Raw genomic sequence first — 13,931 nt, 5'->3', positions numbered from 1 at the left:
ACCTTAGAATCTCAGCACCTTAGAACCTTAGAATCTCAAAATAAATGACTTTTTCAGAAGAAAATTACTTAAAATCAATCTACCATTTGACCGCGGCTTTGGAAACAGAAGTCAGTACAAACGCTATTGCTGAAATTATGGAAACGAAAGCTTCTTCCGTAACCGATATGCTTAAAAAGCTGGCAGAAAAAGATTTGGTGAATTATAAAAAATACCAGGGTGTTTCTTTAACTGAAAACGGAAAGCTGGCAGCCAAAATGATTGTTAGAAAACATCGTTTGTGGGAAGTATTTTTGGTTGAAAAGCTAAATTTCAGCTGGGATGAGGTTCATGAAATCGCAGAACAATTAGAACACATCAAATCGGAGCAACTGATTAACCGTCTGGATGATTTTCTTGGAAATCCGACTGAAGACCCGCATGGTGACCCGATTCCGGATGCGAACGGCCGGATTATTAAAATCGAAAAACAATTACTTTCTGAATTAAGCGAAAACCAAACCGGTATTTGTGTGGGTGTGAAAGATACTTCTTCGGAGTTTCTGAAATATCTGGATAAACAAGGAATCGCTTTGGGTTCTAAAATCGGTTTTATTTCCAAAGAATCTTTCGATTTATCGGTACGAATTAAAGTGAATGATAGGGAATTATCTATTTCTAATAAAATTGCTTCAAATTTGTTTGTGAAGCTGGTTTAGAACTATTCTTTTTTATTAATCTGCGAATTCTTACTTTTCTTCTAATAACGGCAGATAAGGTGTTTAATAAAAATCAAAAAGCGTGAATCAATTAATGTTTTTAATTGATTCACGCAATTTTATCTATTTTGTAAAATCTTAATTTACAGTTGCTCCATTCGGAGCATTAGCATCAGGATTAACAAATACCAATTTTCCTTCAGTATTTGTGGTCATCAGGATCATTCCCTGGCTTTCAACACCGCGTAATGCTCTTGGTGCTAAGTTTGCTAAAACAGAAACACGTTTTCCGATGATTTCTTCAGGAGAAAAACTCTCAGCAATTCCTGAAACAATTGTACGAACGTCAATTCCTGTATCTACTTTAAGTACTAAAAGTTTGTTTGCTTTAGGCATTTTTTCAGCTTCCAGAATAGTTCCAATACGAATATCCATTTTTGCAAAATCCTCAAACTGAATTAAATCTTTTTGCGGTTCTGCTTCTTTGTTTTCAGCAAGATTTGCCGTTTTTGTAGCTTCCAATTTATCTATTTGTTTTTGTATTTCTTCATCTTCAATTTTAGCGAAAAGCAATTCTGCTTCACCAATTTTATGACCGGCTGGTAATAAATCTGAATTTTCAGAAATATCATTCCAGCCTAATGTTTTATCAAGAACAACATCTGTAGCTCCTGGATGATTCTCTTTCAGGAATTTGCTGAAACCTGCAAAATGCTCTTTAAGATCCGCTAAATTCAATATTTTAGAAAGTTTAGCTGCTGTAAATGGTAAAAACGGTTCAGCCAAAACGCTCAACGCAGCAGCAATTTGCAACGCCACGTACATTTGAGTTTTTACACGCTCCGGATTGTCTTTCATAACTTTCCAAGGTTCTTCGTCTGCCAGATATTTATTTCCTAAACGAGCAACATTCATTAATTCACCCAAAGCTTCACGGAACCTGTAACGCTCAACTGAACTTGAAATAACCGCTGGATACGCTTTTAATTCGGCTAAAGTTTGTTCGTCAACTTCTGTAAATTCATTTGGCGTCGGAATTACTCCGTCGTAATATTTGTTGGTTAAAACCACCACACGGTTTACGAAGTTTCCGAAAACGGCAACCAATTCGTTGTTATTTCTAGCCTGGAAATCTTTCCAGGTGAAATCGTTATCTTTTGTTTCCGGCGCGTTTGATGTTAAGGCATAACGTAAAACATCCTGCTTATCCGGAAATTCTTCTAAATATTCATGAAGCCAAACCGCCCAGTTTTTAGAAGTCGAAAGTTTGTTTCCTTCCAGATTCAAGAACTCATTTGCCGGAACGTTGTCTGGTAAAATGTAGCTTCCTTCGGCTTTTAGCATCGCTGGGAAAATAATACAGTGAAAAACAATATTGTCTTTTCCGATAAAGTGAACCAATTTGGTGTCCTGATCTTTCCAATACGGTTCCCAGTCTTTTCCTTCGCGCGCCGCCCATTCTTTTGTTGACGAAATGTAACCAATCGGAGCATCAAACCAAACGTATAGTTTTTTCCCTTCGGCACCTTCAACAGGAACATCAATTCCCCAATCTAAGTCACGTGTTACAGCACGAGGCTCTAATCCTGCATCAATCCATGATTTTACTTGTCCGTAAACGTTTGTTTTCCAGTCATTTTTATGACCTTCCAAAATCCATTCACGTAAAAAAGCATCATAACGGTCCAAAGGTAAAAACCAGTGTTTAGTTGATTTTAAAATCGGAGTTTCTCCCGTAATAGTCGATTTCGGATTGATCAAATCGGTTGCATTCAAAGTTGATCCGCATTTTTCGCACTGATCTCCGTAAGCTTCCGGATTGTCACATTTTGGGCAAGTTCCCACCACAAAACGGTCTGCCAAAAACTGATTTGCTTTTGCATCGTACAATTGCTCTGTAACTTCTTCAATAAAATCTCCCTTATCATACAAAGTTCTAAAGAATTCAGAAGCTGTTTCATGATGAATTTTAGCTGAAGTTCTTGAATAATTGTTGAATGAAATTCCGAAATCAGCAAACGATTTACGGATGATTCCATCATATTTATCAATAACTTCCTGTGGTGTAATTCCTTCTTTTTTGGCTTTCATCGAAATAGCAACGCCGTGTTCATCGCTTCCGCAAATAAATGCAACGTCTTTTCCCTGCAGTCGCAGGTATCTCGAATAGATATCAGCAGGCACGTAAACCCCCGCCAGATGCCCAATGTGAATTGGTCCGTTGGTGTAAGGCAAAGCTGCAGTAATCGTATATCTTTTTGGATTCTGTGTCATCTTTCAAATTTATTGAGTGCAAAAATAAGCAATAGAATTGAGATTTTGTTATTACACAGAGATTCACCTGCAATTTCACAAAGTTGCACGAAGAAAAACACAGAGATTCGCTAAGTTTTTTGAAGGAATGCGAATTAATTTCGCAAAGGCACAGATTTACAAAGTTTTGTTTCACAAATATTGAGCAGATTTAAGTAAAATTTTTTTAATCTATGGTTAAAATGAATCTTTTGTGAACCTCTGTGAAATCCTAGGGGGTAGACCTCATAAAATAGAACCAGTTTAAACTAACACTACAAGTAAAATCTTCAAAATATATTTCGCAATCTTTGCGCCCGAAAAAACAACTTTTATGAGCAAGACAAAACTAATCATCAATAAAAACGGATCAATTAAAATTGAAGGAGATTTCGAAATCATGGATCCGGAAGGAACGCTTTACGGTTTACAAGGAAGATCTGCTTTAGGTCTTTGCCGTTGCGGATTATCAAACAACAAACCATTTTGTGATGGCGGACACAGAAATAACTTCGAACATGATTCTGTAGCGTTTGATTTACCGCCTATGAAAACGAATTAAGAAATTTGAATTTCTTTGAATACAATAAAGCGACATTTACTTTAGATGTCGCTTTTGTTTTATATGTAAAGTTCTCCCTTCATCGTAATAATCGAAGAGCCTCCCACCAAAACATCATTTTCCCTTGTCATAACTTCAATAATAGAAGGCTGATTTAATTTTACACCCTGCAAAATTTTATATTTGGTATTCAGTTTTGCCTGTTTTTTAGAAGTCAAAAAACCAATTAAGGGACCGGCTGCAGTTCCTGTAGCGGGATCTTCATAAATTCCGATTACGGGGTTGAAGAATCGGGTTTCGGCAATGTTGCCTTCATTTTGATTTGAAATCGTGAAACAATAAAATCCTTCAGACTTATATTCTTTTGAAATTTCTGTTAAAAGCTTGTGGTCTGGTACGATGCTGTTTAAAATCTGACTGTTTTTGATGGGAACCATCGTATGGGCAACTTCAGTTTTTACAATTGTCGGAACGAAATCGTTACTGTCCAGGTCTTCAATCTTTAAACCAAGTGCCACAGCGAGTTTATAAGTTGGTATTTCTTTTTCGTTTACAGCTTGTTTTTGATGCATTTGTACAACGGGATATTGGGTAAGCGGATCAAAATTTACCGTCAATGAAACTGGCGATTTTTTCATGATCACAAACCGGTTGCTTTCCGATTGTTCATCAAATATGGGCATTTTTTTAAGTAGAGCGCCACAGACTGCACCCAGTAAATTATGTCCGGCACCGTCTATTTCTATACCAGTCGGCGTAAACGAACGGACATTTAATGCTTTTTGTTCTTTTGAATAGTAAATAAAAGAAGTTTCAGAATAACCAAATTCTTTAGAAATATCCTGATAGGTTTCCAGAGGTAAATTTCCGGTAGTAAAAACAACAGAAAGCGGGTTTCCTTTATAACTTTCGTTCGAGAATACATCTAAAACATAATATTCTAATGCTTTTCTTTCCGTCATATTTTCCTTTTTTAGAGCTGAAACCTTTTTAGAAGAAATAAAATTACGGTTTATTCTTGTATTTCACTTATAAGATTAACCTTTCACGGGTTATTTTAGTATTACTTTAAGATTAAAAGTTCGCTTTCGGAATCAAAAATTTCAGGATGAAGGGTTTTTAAAATAAGTTTTTCACCACTCTCAAATACGATGGTTATCCTGCTGTTGTTTTGCTCCGGTTCGCACCAGATTTTTGAAATGGTTTTTTCTAATAGATTAAATTCAAGAGTTTTGTCGATATAATTAAAACTGTCATCTTCTTCAATTTCAAGGTCAATGATGTTCCAGTCTTCCCAAAAACCAATGCCAACATCTAGGAAATACTGATACCAGTTATAATTTTCAACTTTTAAATAAACAATAACGGGTTCTTTGGATTCCGGATTTTCACAAACGACAAGTTTCTGTAATTTTAGACCGTCAAATTCAGTAAAAATAAAATTATCTTCCTGAAAAATTCTTCCACGTTCTTCTTCTTCCATATTATAATACTCGTTTTTGTTCAGCGCTGAACTTTATTACTTTCTCTAATCTCGAAATTCTGGTTTTTTCTTGTTTGGCACTCATAATAACATGAATTACTACTTTTCTGTACGATGGCGCCTGATTACTAAAATATTCCCATGCTGTTTTATTGGCTTTAAATTGTTTTTCGAGTTCCGGATCAAGAATATAAGCTTCTTTTTCATGTGAATAAACTCTGGATCTTTCTTCAGATCTGAATTCGAAGGCCTTCAATCCGGCTTCTTTCATGAGTCCAGATTTTGTGAGCTGTTCGACTTTTTTAATGTTAATGGCACTCCAAATGCTGGATTTTTTTCTTGGAGTAAATCTGATGGTATAACTTTCATCGTCAATAGTCTTTCGAATGCCGTCAATCCAGCCAAAACAAAGTGCCTGATCTACAGATTCTGACCATGACATGGATGTTTTTTTGCTGCTTACTTTATAAAAACCAACTAATAATTCGGTTTCAGTCTGATAATTGTTTTCCAGCCATGTTCTGAATTTATCCTGGGTTAAAAAGAAAGTAGGGTTCATTTTGGTGAATCATTTAATCCTTTTCCGTTAAGAATTTGCGGAATGGCTTTTTCAATTCTTGATTCTCTGGTTTTAGATTGTTTTGGAGCAGAGAAATGCAGTAAATATGCTTTTTGGCGTCCCGGTGTTAAGGCTTCAAATGCTGTTTTTAAATCTGGGTTTTCATCTAATTTGGTTTGAAATTCTTCGGTAACAGCGAAGTCTTCCGTTTTTTTGAATTCAAATTTTAAACCTGCTTTTTCTACTTCTATAGCTTGGTAGATATAAGTTTTCAGGACAGGTTCCAGTTGAGTTATTTGCTGCAGATTCGTAAACCTGATTTGTCGTGCAGACTGAACATTGGCAGTTTGCTGTATTAGAATGTTATCGGTGTCTTTTAGCAAAGCTCCTTTAAAGAATAACAGCGCACAATATTCCTTGAAATCATGAATCAGAACGATATTGTTGTTTTGAAAGGTATAGCAGGGAGTACCCCATTTCAATTCTTCGGTCAGTTGGCAGTCTAAAACAATTACCCTTAATTTTTCGGTTTCTTTTTGCCACTTTTCGTTTTTACTAAAATAAAAATCAACTTTAGGATTCATTGGCTTTCGTGGTTTAATAATCTATATGGGTTAGTAAACGGGTATAAACAAAAATACAAATTAATCGCAAATCAGTTAGATTGGGAAATCAGGGTTAAAGAACAATTATTTTTTATACTTTGTAATAATGTCTTTGATTACATCTGAGGTTAACTCAAAACCGGTTAGTGTTGGAAAACCTTCCCAGCGTACAATTCCATCAGGATCAATCAAAAGGCAATGTGGAATTCCCTGAACTTCGAGCGTATTGTACATCGTTCTTCCGGTATCTATGGCGCTGAAATATTCAATTTTAGGAGTTGTCAGGGAATTTACGACTTCTTTTGTTTCGTCGCTGATACCAATAACAACCAAATCATTTTCAAATTCTGTTTTAAAATGATTTAATTCAGGAATGGCTCTTTTACACGGTCCACACCAAGTTGCCCAAAAATCAATCAGAACAAATTTTCCTTTTGTTTCAGGTTTGTCCGAAAGCCATTTTTCTACAGTCAGTTTTGGTGCTTTTTGGTTAATGACCGATTTTGCCCAAAGTCTTTTTTGCTGTGAAAAAGCATTTAAAACGAATAGGCAGGTTAATAGCAACAGTGTTTTTTTCATTATTTTTTTAATTTTTCAGATGCTAAAAATACTCTTTTTTACTTCAAAATAATCTCACAAAAACAATATTTCCTGATGAAAACGAGATTGCGTTAGGGATTACTTCACATGTTATTATTTTTATTGGAGTTCAGTGAATTTTATTTGTAGCGAAAAGACCGCAGCCTGACGAAGAAAGAGCGAGGACTTGCAGTGGATGGCCCTGTCTGGAGGGAAACGTCAAAAAATATTACCAATTGCATTATTATTTCCCCGAAATTTGCAGAAACAAATTGTATCATGGCAAAAGGACCCGAAAAAAACACTAAAAATAAGGCGTTGCATACTAAACTGCTGAAACGAAAAAAAGCCAAACTTCAGGAGGAGAAAAAAGAGCGTACCTTACGTTTGAAAGCCTTAGTGGCAAAAATGAATGAAAAAAAGAATAATAACGATACGATCATATAAACAATCTCAAATACAAAATACAAAATGGAGGAATTCGGCAGAATATTAGTTTCAGAAACGACAATAAACAGTGAAAATCTACAGGATGTAATTAATTCGAATATTTCGGTAATTAATCTGATGCGGGAAGAAGGTGTCGATGACGAATTTATCCACGAAGATGCACTGTTGAGTTATTACTTGGACTATTATAATTCAAAATATACTGAAGGTAATTTTGCAAAATTTGTATATGATTCCCGTTGGAACAAAGAACTGAATGAATTAATTGAAGAAGGTCTTGCTTTAATTGGTGCCGAAAAACATTTAGAATTGTTTCAGGCGCAGGCTAAAAGGGTTAAATTACTGAGCAGTGTAAAAATTGGTAAATTCTTAAACGGAAAATTTGAAGGCGTTAACCCAACAAGGGATTTGCTGAATAATAATGCCTTTTTTGAATTGGAAGAAAATCTGGTCGAGCTAAACACAGCCTTCTTAAAAAATCATCCTGATTTTGAAGTGCTTCCGGTAGACGATATTTTTTCGGTTTTGGAAGAATTCGTGGGGCATGAGATTAAGAAGTCATAGTTTTTTATTGAAGTTTCTCGTAACTTCGCTCTGAGCGGTTTAGTTATGTAATAAAATCAAAATGAAATACAGATATTGCCAGGTCTTACTAATTTTATTTTTTCAATTGTGTTTTTCTCAAAACAAAATCAGTCTTTTTTCTGAGATTAGCTACAATTCGATTCCGCCCGTTTCTTTAAATGAATATAAATCGGTTCAGGAACGTGATAAAAGGTTTCAAAATCCCAACATAGCTTTAGGAATTGCAATTTCCGGAGGAGGTTCCAGAGCGCAGTTTTTTAGTATGGGCGTGCTGTTGGGTTTAGAAGAAATCAAGGAGGGTAATTCTCAGCGTAATTTTTTGAACGAAATCGATTATTTCTCTACTGTTTCGGGAGGCTGTTATTCGGCAGGTTATTATTTAACGATTCTGAAAAACAAACTCTATCAGGAGCATCAGTCCTTTAATGATTTTTACTTTTCTAAAGCTGATGCTTATAAGGATTATGTGAATAAATCTGCTAGTATTTTATCGATTCTGAATAATAGCAAAAATGAAAAAGGCGATAAAATATCCATGACCCAGCAACTGGATCTGGAGGTTTTGCAATATGACAGCACGAATCCTGATAATCCTGATAAGTGTAAAACCCAAATGCTTTTGTCTGATTTTTTTATTCCAAAGGGAAGCAGCCAAATTCCGTATTTGCCAATGATGGTTGCCAATGGGACAGCCTATAACAATGGAGAACGAATTGCATTTATGCCACATGTTATCAGAGGCCTGAATATAAATTCATCTCTGGCTCCCAATAAAGCTTTTATATGTTTAGATGAAAATGAGGTAAACGATGGTTACGATTTTCCACTGACATATGGCATAACAGCGAGTTCTGCCTTTCCGGGAGTGCTTCCAAAAACAAAATTTGGAATTAAAGGTCAGGATAAAATATTGTGTATTATTGATGGTGGCGCCTCAGATAATATGGGCTATAAAACTTTAATGGAGCTGCTTCACAATGATTTTAAAGTAGATAATAAAAATAAAAAAGCACTTTTTATTGATTGTCTGGGGCAGGGAAAAAAGGAACCTTACATAACCGATGAAAAAATTAAATTGATTTCATTGCTCGAAACTACTTCTTTGTATACGGTTCAGACACGATATATGACTTTTGAAAGAGATATTGAAAATGCATTTGAGAGATATAAAATACCTGCTTCAAATTATCAGATAATCGGTTTTACGACTTTACGCGATTATCTACTTACTTTAAGAAAGGACGAATCGTATGAGAAAATAGTTGCCGAACTCAAAAATACAGATGATGATTATGATAACTGGTTAAAGTTTTACGATAAATTCAAATACGATTTAATAGAGCAGTTTGGTGAACTCAGTTTTACACGTGATAAAGACGGCGAAATAATCCTGGCCACTTTGACCCGGGATAAGTTTAGCGAATTAACAGCTGGCAACATTCTGATTTTATATGAATTTGCTTCTCATGTTGAAACCAAACTAAAAATCACCCCCGAAGAAAGAGAAATGCTTTTGCTGTCCGGGCGTCTTACCACATTTTTAAAAGCCAAAGAATTAAAAGAGTTATTAGCAGAGCATAAATAGCTTAAAAAAAGGGTCTTAATCAAATTTATTTTTTAATGATGTTGTAAGAAATTTTATATTTGGAAACCCCAAATTCTAAAATTAGCAACAATGAAAATTAAAATCTGCTCAATTCTCATCGGGACTTTTTTATTTTTTAGTTCCTGTGATAAGTATAAAAAACAAGCCATTGAAGAAAAAGAAGCTGTTTTATCAGAGCAGATTCAGCCTGTAAACCTAATACAGAAACCACTTGAAAAACTTCTTTTTAAAGATAATGATGACATAATAGTATCGGATGAATTGGATTTGAATCTCTTAAAGAAAGTAGCCACAAATCTAAATATCAAATATTCTGATTTGAGAATTAAGGAAACAACTTCAGTTAGCTATAATGAAGAGATTGCATTTTTTGTGATTACTTATTTAGTTAAAACAGATAAACCGGAAAAAGGAAAAACTGAAGAATATGATTTAGGAGATTATTTCGAAAGAAAATACGTCTTTGTCAATAAAACAGATGGAAAAATAATTGACCAGCTAATAGATTTTAATTTGAGTTACAATGAAAATGAAGGAATGCATTTTTCGAAAACGTATATTCTTAAAAATTTAATTCAGCTCAATGCAAATATAACCGGTGTTGCATTTTACACAGAGGAAGCTTCAGGTAGTCGCGTCAGTTTATATTCACAGCAAAAATTTACAATTCTTGCATTAGTAAATAATAAAATTAAAAAGCTGTTGTACGAATATCCAATCAGAAAAACACAGGGAGATTCGAATGGAAGAAGTTCTTTTGAATTGGAAACATTAGAAACTGGCATGATTCTTTCGGACACAAAAACACATGGTTTTCAGGATTTAATAGTTTCAAAAAACTTTTCGTATGAAGTTGCTGTAGAAGCAGATGAGGAAACAGGTACGGCAGAAAAGTCCAGCATCAAAGTAAAAAAAGAATCCGAAAGAATAAAATATAATGGTCATGCTTACGAGTTTAAAAAGGATGACCGATACAGGTTTATTGATTATAATTAAATTCATAACTATTCATTTATCATATCATAAAATTATGCATAAAAAAGTACTTGTTTTAATGCTTTTTCCCGTCTTAATGTACGCACAGTCTAATAGCGGAACAACTAATAAAGTAACACGTTATTTTTATGATGATAAAGTAACATCGGTAGAAATTTGGTATGGCTCTGATAATAAAATGGATAGCCTTAAAACATATCATTCTAACGGAAAATTAAATGAAGTTTTTTATTATGACGAAAAAGGTCTTAAAAACTCAAATTCTTATCAATATGATATGCAGGGTGAGAAACGTGTGACGTGGAACTTTTTGCACGGTAAACTCATGAGCAGGGTCGATCATAAACTGCCTTTCAATAAAGACAGTGAAGAAACTATGAAGAAAATGCTTCAGACACTTGCAGACCTAAATGCAAAAACCAATTATAATCCCGTTAAAATTACAGATATTGCCAAAAGAGGATATTTGAGAGCCCGTCTTGGAAATACTTCGCTGGCAATTGAAGATCTAAAAAGGGTGGAATACCTGATGAATAAAATTTCTAAAAAAACGACTGATCTTCCAGATTCCGAAAAGGCAAAAAGAGAAAAATTTAAAAGCAATATTTATGATGTTCTGGGCAATCTCTATATGAGTCTTGAAATGGAGGATCATGCTTTTCATCATTTTTATAAAGCGATGGCTTCTGCTCCTGATGATTACCGTATTTTATACAATTTTGCAAATTGTCTTCAAAACAGAAAACAGAATGATCTGGCACTTTTTTATTTAGAAAAAATATTAAAAGAAAAACCGGAACATGGGCATGCAAGATGGTCAATAGCCAAATTGTATTCTGATCTGGGACAATATGAGAAAGCTATGGAGAATATCAATGTTGCTTTTACGAAAGAAAAAACAATTATAGAACATTCTTCAGGTTATGGAGGAAGAGATTTAAGAACAACCCGCGGTTTGCTTTATCACAAATTGGGAGATTCCGAAAAAGGGATTCAGGACCTGAAGGCAGCATTGGGGATGGACAAAAACAATACCTACGCCCTAAAAAACCTCGGGATTATTTATCTGGACCAGAAAAAACACAAAGAAGCATGTGAGTTGTTTCAAAAAGCAAAAGAACTGAATTACAGCTTGATTTTTGATGAAAACGATTTGGATGCTTTGTTAGAAAGTGCCTGTAATAATGTTGTCCCTGAAATAATCCAAAAGAAAAAGGCGTTTGTTTTTCCTAATCCGGCTGTTTCTTCGATTTCAATAGAGAATTTTAGTTCTGAGAAATTCAATTATGCATTGTTTGATTTTGAATCAAATCCGGTTTTAAACGGAAGTACAACCAATGGTACTATCGATGTTTCCAGTCTGGCTTCAGGTTTTTATATTCTTAAAGTTTCGACAGATGATATTTCAGAAACATTCAAAGTTATTAAGCAATAAAAAATTTAAGATTAAATAGCAGTATATAAACTTTTATAAATTTTAAACTTTAGTAAAATGAAATACTTAGTAATGATTTCGATGTTCCTTTTCGTTCAGTCTGACTGGACTGAAAATGTAAAAAAAGATGTAAAAAGAATAAATGCTGAAGGTAAATTAGAAGCAGAATCTGAGAAAAAGGATAATGATGGAGTAATAAAAGTCAAAAAATACAAGACTAAAAATGAAACCAGAGTCAATGCAAAATTTCTCTACAGTAAGTTTATAGATCTTGATACTAATTATTATGAAAATGAGAAATTACTATTTGCTGAAACAGCCAGCGGTATAGATGTTATAATTTATAAAGGGGAGAAGAAAAAAGAAGATCCTTACGCTGTTCTGGTTGAAAAGATAACTTATTTCAACAATGAAAATGAAGGAATCAGGAAAACGAGAAAGCTCGATATTTATGAAAACAGCGATCTTAAAAAACTAAAATCCGATCTCAAAAAGATGGATTTTAAAATTGAAAAACTGGATCATACTGAATATAAAAATGTAAAAGAGAATTACGAGCGGATTAAGGCAATTAAAAAATAGGAATTGGTGTTTTAAATTCCATGATGAGAGATTGATTTTGCGAATCTCTGTTCACTTCTTAGTGCAACTTTGTGAAACAATCTTTTGAATATATTTTACCCTAAAACTTTGTCGTAATCTTAGGAAACATTTCCTTAAATTTGCTTCCGTTATAAAAAATACAATAGTTATAAAAAACAAGCTATGTTACAAATCGCATTTATTAGAGAAAATCAGGAGAAAGTAATCAAGGCTTTAGCAAAACGAAATATCGATGCTAAAAGCGTTGTGGAAGAAGTGGTGCAATTAGACGAAAACCGTCGTGCAGCTCAGGTAGAATTAGACAACACTTTATCTGAATCTAATAAATTGTCCAAAGACATAGGCGAGTTAATGAAGGCTGGTGAGAAAGCCAAAGCAGCAATCTTAAAAGAAAAAACGGTTTCATTAAAAGAAAAAAGTAAAGAATTAGGTGAAAAAGCAGAAGCTTTAGCCGCTGAACTAACCAATAAATTATATACGTTACCGAATCTTCCGGCTGATATTGTTCCTGAAGGGAAAACACCGGATGATAATCTGAATGTTTTTGAAGAAGGAGAAATTCCGGTTCTGCACGAAGATGCTCAGCCTCACTGGGAATTGGTAAAGAAATATGATATCATCGATTTTGAACTGGGTGTAAAAATTACAGGTGCAGGATTTCCGGTTTACAAAGGAAAAGGTGCTCGTTTGCAGCGTGCTTTAATCAATTACTTTTTAGATAAAAATACGGCTGCAGGTTACAACGAAGTTCAGGTGCCGCATTTGGTAAACGAAGCTTCAGGTTATGGAACGGGTCAATTACCGGATAAAGAAGGGCAAATGTATCACGCTACTGTTGACGATTTATATTTGATTCCGACTGCCGAGGTTCCGGTTACGAATTTGTTTCGTGATGTTATTTTAAACGAAAGTGATCTTCCAATTCTGCATACTGCTTATACACCATGTTTCCGTCGCGAGGCAGGTTCATACGGAGCGCATGTACGAGGATTAAACCGTTTGCATCAATTTGATAAAGTAGAAATTGTACGTGTAGAACATCCTGAAAAGTCTTATGAGGCTCTTGACGGAATGGTAGAGCACGTAAAAAATATTTTACAGGAATTGAAATTGCCATACAGAATTCTGCGTCTTTGTGGAGGAGATATGGGTTTCACTTCAGCTTTGACGTATGATTTCGAAGTGTTTTCAACGGCCCAGGATCGCTGGTTAGAAATTAGTTCTGTTTCTAATTTCGAAACATTTCAGGCAAACCGTTTGAAATTACGTTTCAAAGACAAAGACGGAAAAAACCAGTTGGCTCATACACTTAACGGAAGTTCATTGGCTTTGCCAAGAGTTTTAGCCGGAATCATCGAAAATTACCAAACACCGGAAGGAATCGTAATCCCTGAAGTTTTGCGTCCTTATTGCGGATTTGATATTATAAACTAATTTTAGTAATTTAGAGTTAAACCTAACAGGTTTTATAAATCTGT

At 34.5% G+C, this 13,931-nt stretch carries 15 protein-coding genes; 9 read left to right on the top strand and 6 right to left on the bottom strand.

All coding sequences use genetic code 11. The features are described from left to right. The first annotated feature begins 44 nt into the window (after window positions 1-44). Window positions 45-698, top strand: coding sequence for a metal-dependent transcriptional regulator (locus tag GWR14_RS12270; protein WP_163409313.1), 654 nt, complete (start codon window positions 45-47; stop codon window positions 696-698). Window positions 699-836: 138 nt separating this feature from the next. Here the strand turns inward: GWR14_RS12270 and metG are convergent, their stop codons facing one another. Continuing rightward, a complete protein-coding gene (gene metG / locus GWR14_RS12265) occupies window positions 837-2,972 on the bottom strand; it encodes a methionine--tRNA ligase (RefSeq protein WP_163409312.1) in 2,136 nt (711 codons plus the stop codon). A 352-nt stretch (window positions 2,973-3,324) separates the two neighbouring features. Between metG and GWR14_RS12260 the strand changes: the two genes are divergently transcribed. After that, complete coding sequence (locus GWR14_RS12260; RefSeq protein ID WP_073485872.1) at window positions 3,325-3,552, top strand: CDGSH iron-sulfur domain-containing protein; 228 nt, start codon at window positions 3,325-3,327, stop codon at window positions 3,550-3,552. Between the two features lie 59 nt (window positions 3,553-3,611). On the opposite strand, the gene GWR14_RS12255 is transcribed toward GWR14_RS12260, so the two are convergent. From GWR14_RS12255 to GWR14_RS12235, 5 genes are all read right to left on the bottom strand, one after another. Continuing rightward, window positions 3,612-4,514 (bottom strand): PhzF family phenazine biosynthesis protein, encoded by a 903-nt coding sequence (locus GWR14_RS12255; RefSeq protein WP_163409311.1) that lies wholly within the window; start codon window positions 4,512-4,514, stop codon window positions 3,612-3,614. A gap of 101 nt (window positions 4,515-4,615) precedes the next feature. Next, complete coding sequence (locus GWR14_RS12250) at window positions 4,616-5,035, bottom strand: hypothetical protein (RefSeq protein ID WP_163409310.1); 420 nt, start codon at window positions 5,033-5,035, stop codon at window positions 4,616-4,618. A 1-nt stretch (window position 5,036) separates the two neighbouring features. Next, window positions 5,037-5,594 (bottom strand): YdeI/OmpD-associated family protein, encoded by a 558-nt coding sequence (locus GWR14_RS12245; RefSeq protein WP_163409309.1) that lies wholly within the window; start codon window positions 5,592-5,594, stop codon window positions 5,037-5,039. Beyond that, on the bottom strand, window positions 5,591-6,178 hold the full coding sequence (locus tag GWR14_RS12240; RefSeq protein WP_163409308.1) for a YdeI/OmpD-associated family protein: 588 nt from the start codon (window positions 6,176-6,178) through the stop codon (window positions 5,591-5,593). Before GWR14_RS12240 ends, GWR14_RS12245 begins: the two co-directional genes overlap by 4 nt. Before the next feature lie 105 nt (window positions 6,179-6,283). Continuing rightward, window positions 6,284-6,778, bottom strand: a complete 495-nt coding sequence (locus tag GWR14_RS12235) for a TlpA family protein disulfide reductase (RefSeq protein ID WP_163409307.1) — start codon at window positions 6,776-6,778, stop codon at window positions 6,284-6,286. 279 nt (window positions 6,779-7,057) lie between these two features. Between GWR14_RS12235 and GWR14_RS23720 the strand changes: the two genes are divergently transcribed. The 7 genes from GWR14_RS23720 (at window position 7,058) to serS (ending at window position 13,887) form a co-directional block, all read left to right on the top strand. After that, window positions 7,058-7,225: a hypothetical protein gene (locus GWR14_RS23720; RefSeq protein WP_187356532.1), complete on the top strand. Its 168-nt coding sequence runs from the start codon at window positions 7,058-7,060 to the stop codon at window positions 7,223-7,225. Window positions 7,226-7,249: 24 nt separating this feature from the next. Next, a complete protein-coding gene (locus tag GWR14_RS12230) occupies window positions 7,250-7,792 on the top strand; it encodes a DMP19 family protein (RefSeq protein ID WP_163409306.1) in 543 nt (180 codons plus the stop codon). 61 nt (window positions 7,793-7,853) lie between these two features. Then, entirely contained in the window at window positions 7,854-9,398 is a 1,545-nt protein-coding gene (locus tag GWR14_RS12225; protein WP_163409305.1) for a patatin-like phospholipase family protein, read from the top strand. A 90-nt stretch (window positions 9,399-9,488) separates the two neighbouring features. Next, window positions 9,489-10,415, top strand: coding sequence for a hypothetical protein (locus GWR14_RS12220; RefSeq protein ID WP_163409304.1), 927 nt, complete (start codon window positions 9,489-9,491; stop codon window positions 10,413-10,415). 34 nt (window positions 10,416-10,449) lie between these two features. After that, window positions 10,450-11,850, top strand: a complete 1,401-nt coding sequence (locus GWR14_RS12215; RefSeq protein ID WP_163409303.1) for a T9SS type A sorting domain-containing protein — start codon at window positions 10,450-10,452, stop codon at window positions 11,848-11,850. 57 nt (window positions 11,851-11,907) lie between these two features. After that, a complete protein-coding gene (locus GWR14_RS12210) occupies window positions 11,908-12,432 on the top strand; it encodes a hypothetical protein (protein ID WP_163409302.1) in 525 nt (174 codons plus the stop codon). Between the two features lie 183 nt (window positions 12,433-12,615). Beyond that, window positions 12,616-13,887 carry a serine--tRNA ligase gene (serS, locus tag GWR14_RS12205; protein ID WP_163409301.1) on the top strand — a complete coding sequence of 424 codons (1,272 nt, stop codon included), beginning with the start codon at window positions 12,616-12,618 and terminating at the stop codon, window positions 13,885-13,887. Window positions 13,888-13,931: the final 44 nt, after the last annotated feature.

This window comes from Flavobacterium ajazii, from assembly GCF_010614725.1.
Lineage (GTDB): Bacteria > Bacteroidota > Bacteroidia > Flavobacteriales > Flavobacteriaceae > Flavobacterium > Flavobacterium ajazii.
Note: the sequence above shows the minus strand (reverse complement) of the source record. Positions and strands in the feature narration are given on the sequence as shown.

Excerpts from the sequence above, each read along its gene's own strand:
- GWR14_RS12245 (WP_163409309.1), bottom strand. The coding sequence starts at position 5,594 with ATGAACCCTACTTTCTTTTTAACCCAGGATAAATTCAGAACATGGCTG.
- GWR14_RS12250 (WP_163409310.1), bottom strand. The coding sequence starts at position 5,035 with ATGGAAGAAGAAGAACGTGGAAGAATTTTTCAGGAAGATAATTTTATT.
- GWR14_RS12240 (WP_163409308.1), bottom strand. The coding sequence starts at position 6,178 with ATGAATCCTAAAGTTGATTTTTATTTTAGTAAAAACGAAAAGTGGCAA.
- GWR14_RS12260 (WP_073485872.1), top strand. The coding sequence starts at position 3,325 with ATGAGCAAGACAAAACTAATCATCAATAAAAACGGATCAATTAAAATT.
- GWR14_RS12220 (WP_163409304.1), top strand. The coding sequence starts at position 9,489 with ATGAAAATTAAAATCTGCTCAATTCTCATCGGGACTTTTTTATTTTTT.
- GWR14_RS12270 (WP_163409313.1), top strand. The coding sequence starts at position 45 with ATGACTTTTTCAGAAGAAAATTACTTAAAATCAATCTACCATTTGACC.
- GWR14_RS12215 (WP_163409303.1), top strand. The coding sequence starts at position 10,450 with ATGCATAAAAAAGTACTTGTTTTAATGCTTTTTCCCGTCTTAATGTAC.
- GWR14_RS12225 (WP_163409305.1), top strand. The coding sequence starts at position 7,854 with ATGAAATACAGATATTGCCAGGTCTTACTAATTTTATTTTTTCAATTG.
- GWR14_RS12255 (WP_163409311.1), bottom strand. The coding sequence starts at position 4,514 with ATGACGGAAAGAAAAGCATTAGAATATTATGTTTTAGATGTATTCTCG.
- GWR14_RS12210 (WP_163409302.1), top strand. The coding sequence starts at position 11,908 with ATGAAATACTTAGTAATGATTTCGATGTTCCTTTTCGTTCAGTCTGAC.
- serS (WP_163409301.1), top strand. The coding sequence starts at position 12,616 with ATGTTACAAATCGCATTTATTAGAGAAAATCAGGAGAAAGTAATCAAG.
- GWR14_RS23720 (WP_187356532.1), top strand. The coding sequence starts at position 7,058 with ATGGCAAAAGGACCCGAAAAAAACACTAAAAATAAGGCGTTGCATACT.
- GWR14_RS12230 (WP_163409306.1), top strand. The coding sequence starts at position 7,250 with ATGGAGGAATTCGGCAGAATATTAGTTTCAGAAACGACAATAAACAGT.
- metG (WP_163409312.1), bottom strand. The coding sequence starts at position 2,972 with ATGACACAGAATCCAAAAAGATATACGATTACTGCAGCTTTGCCTTAC.
- GWR14_RS12235 (WP_163409307.1), bottom strand. The coding sequence starts at position 6,778 with ATGAAAAAAACACTGTTGCTATTAACCTGCCTATTCGTTTTAAATGCT.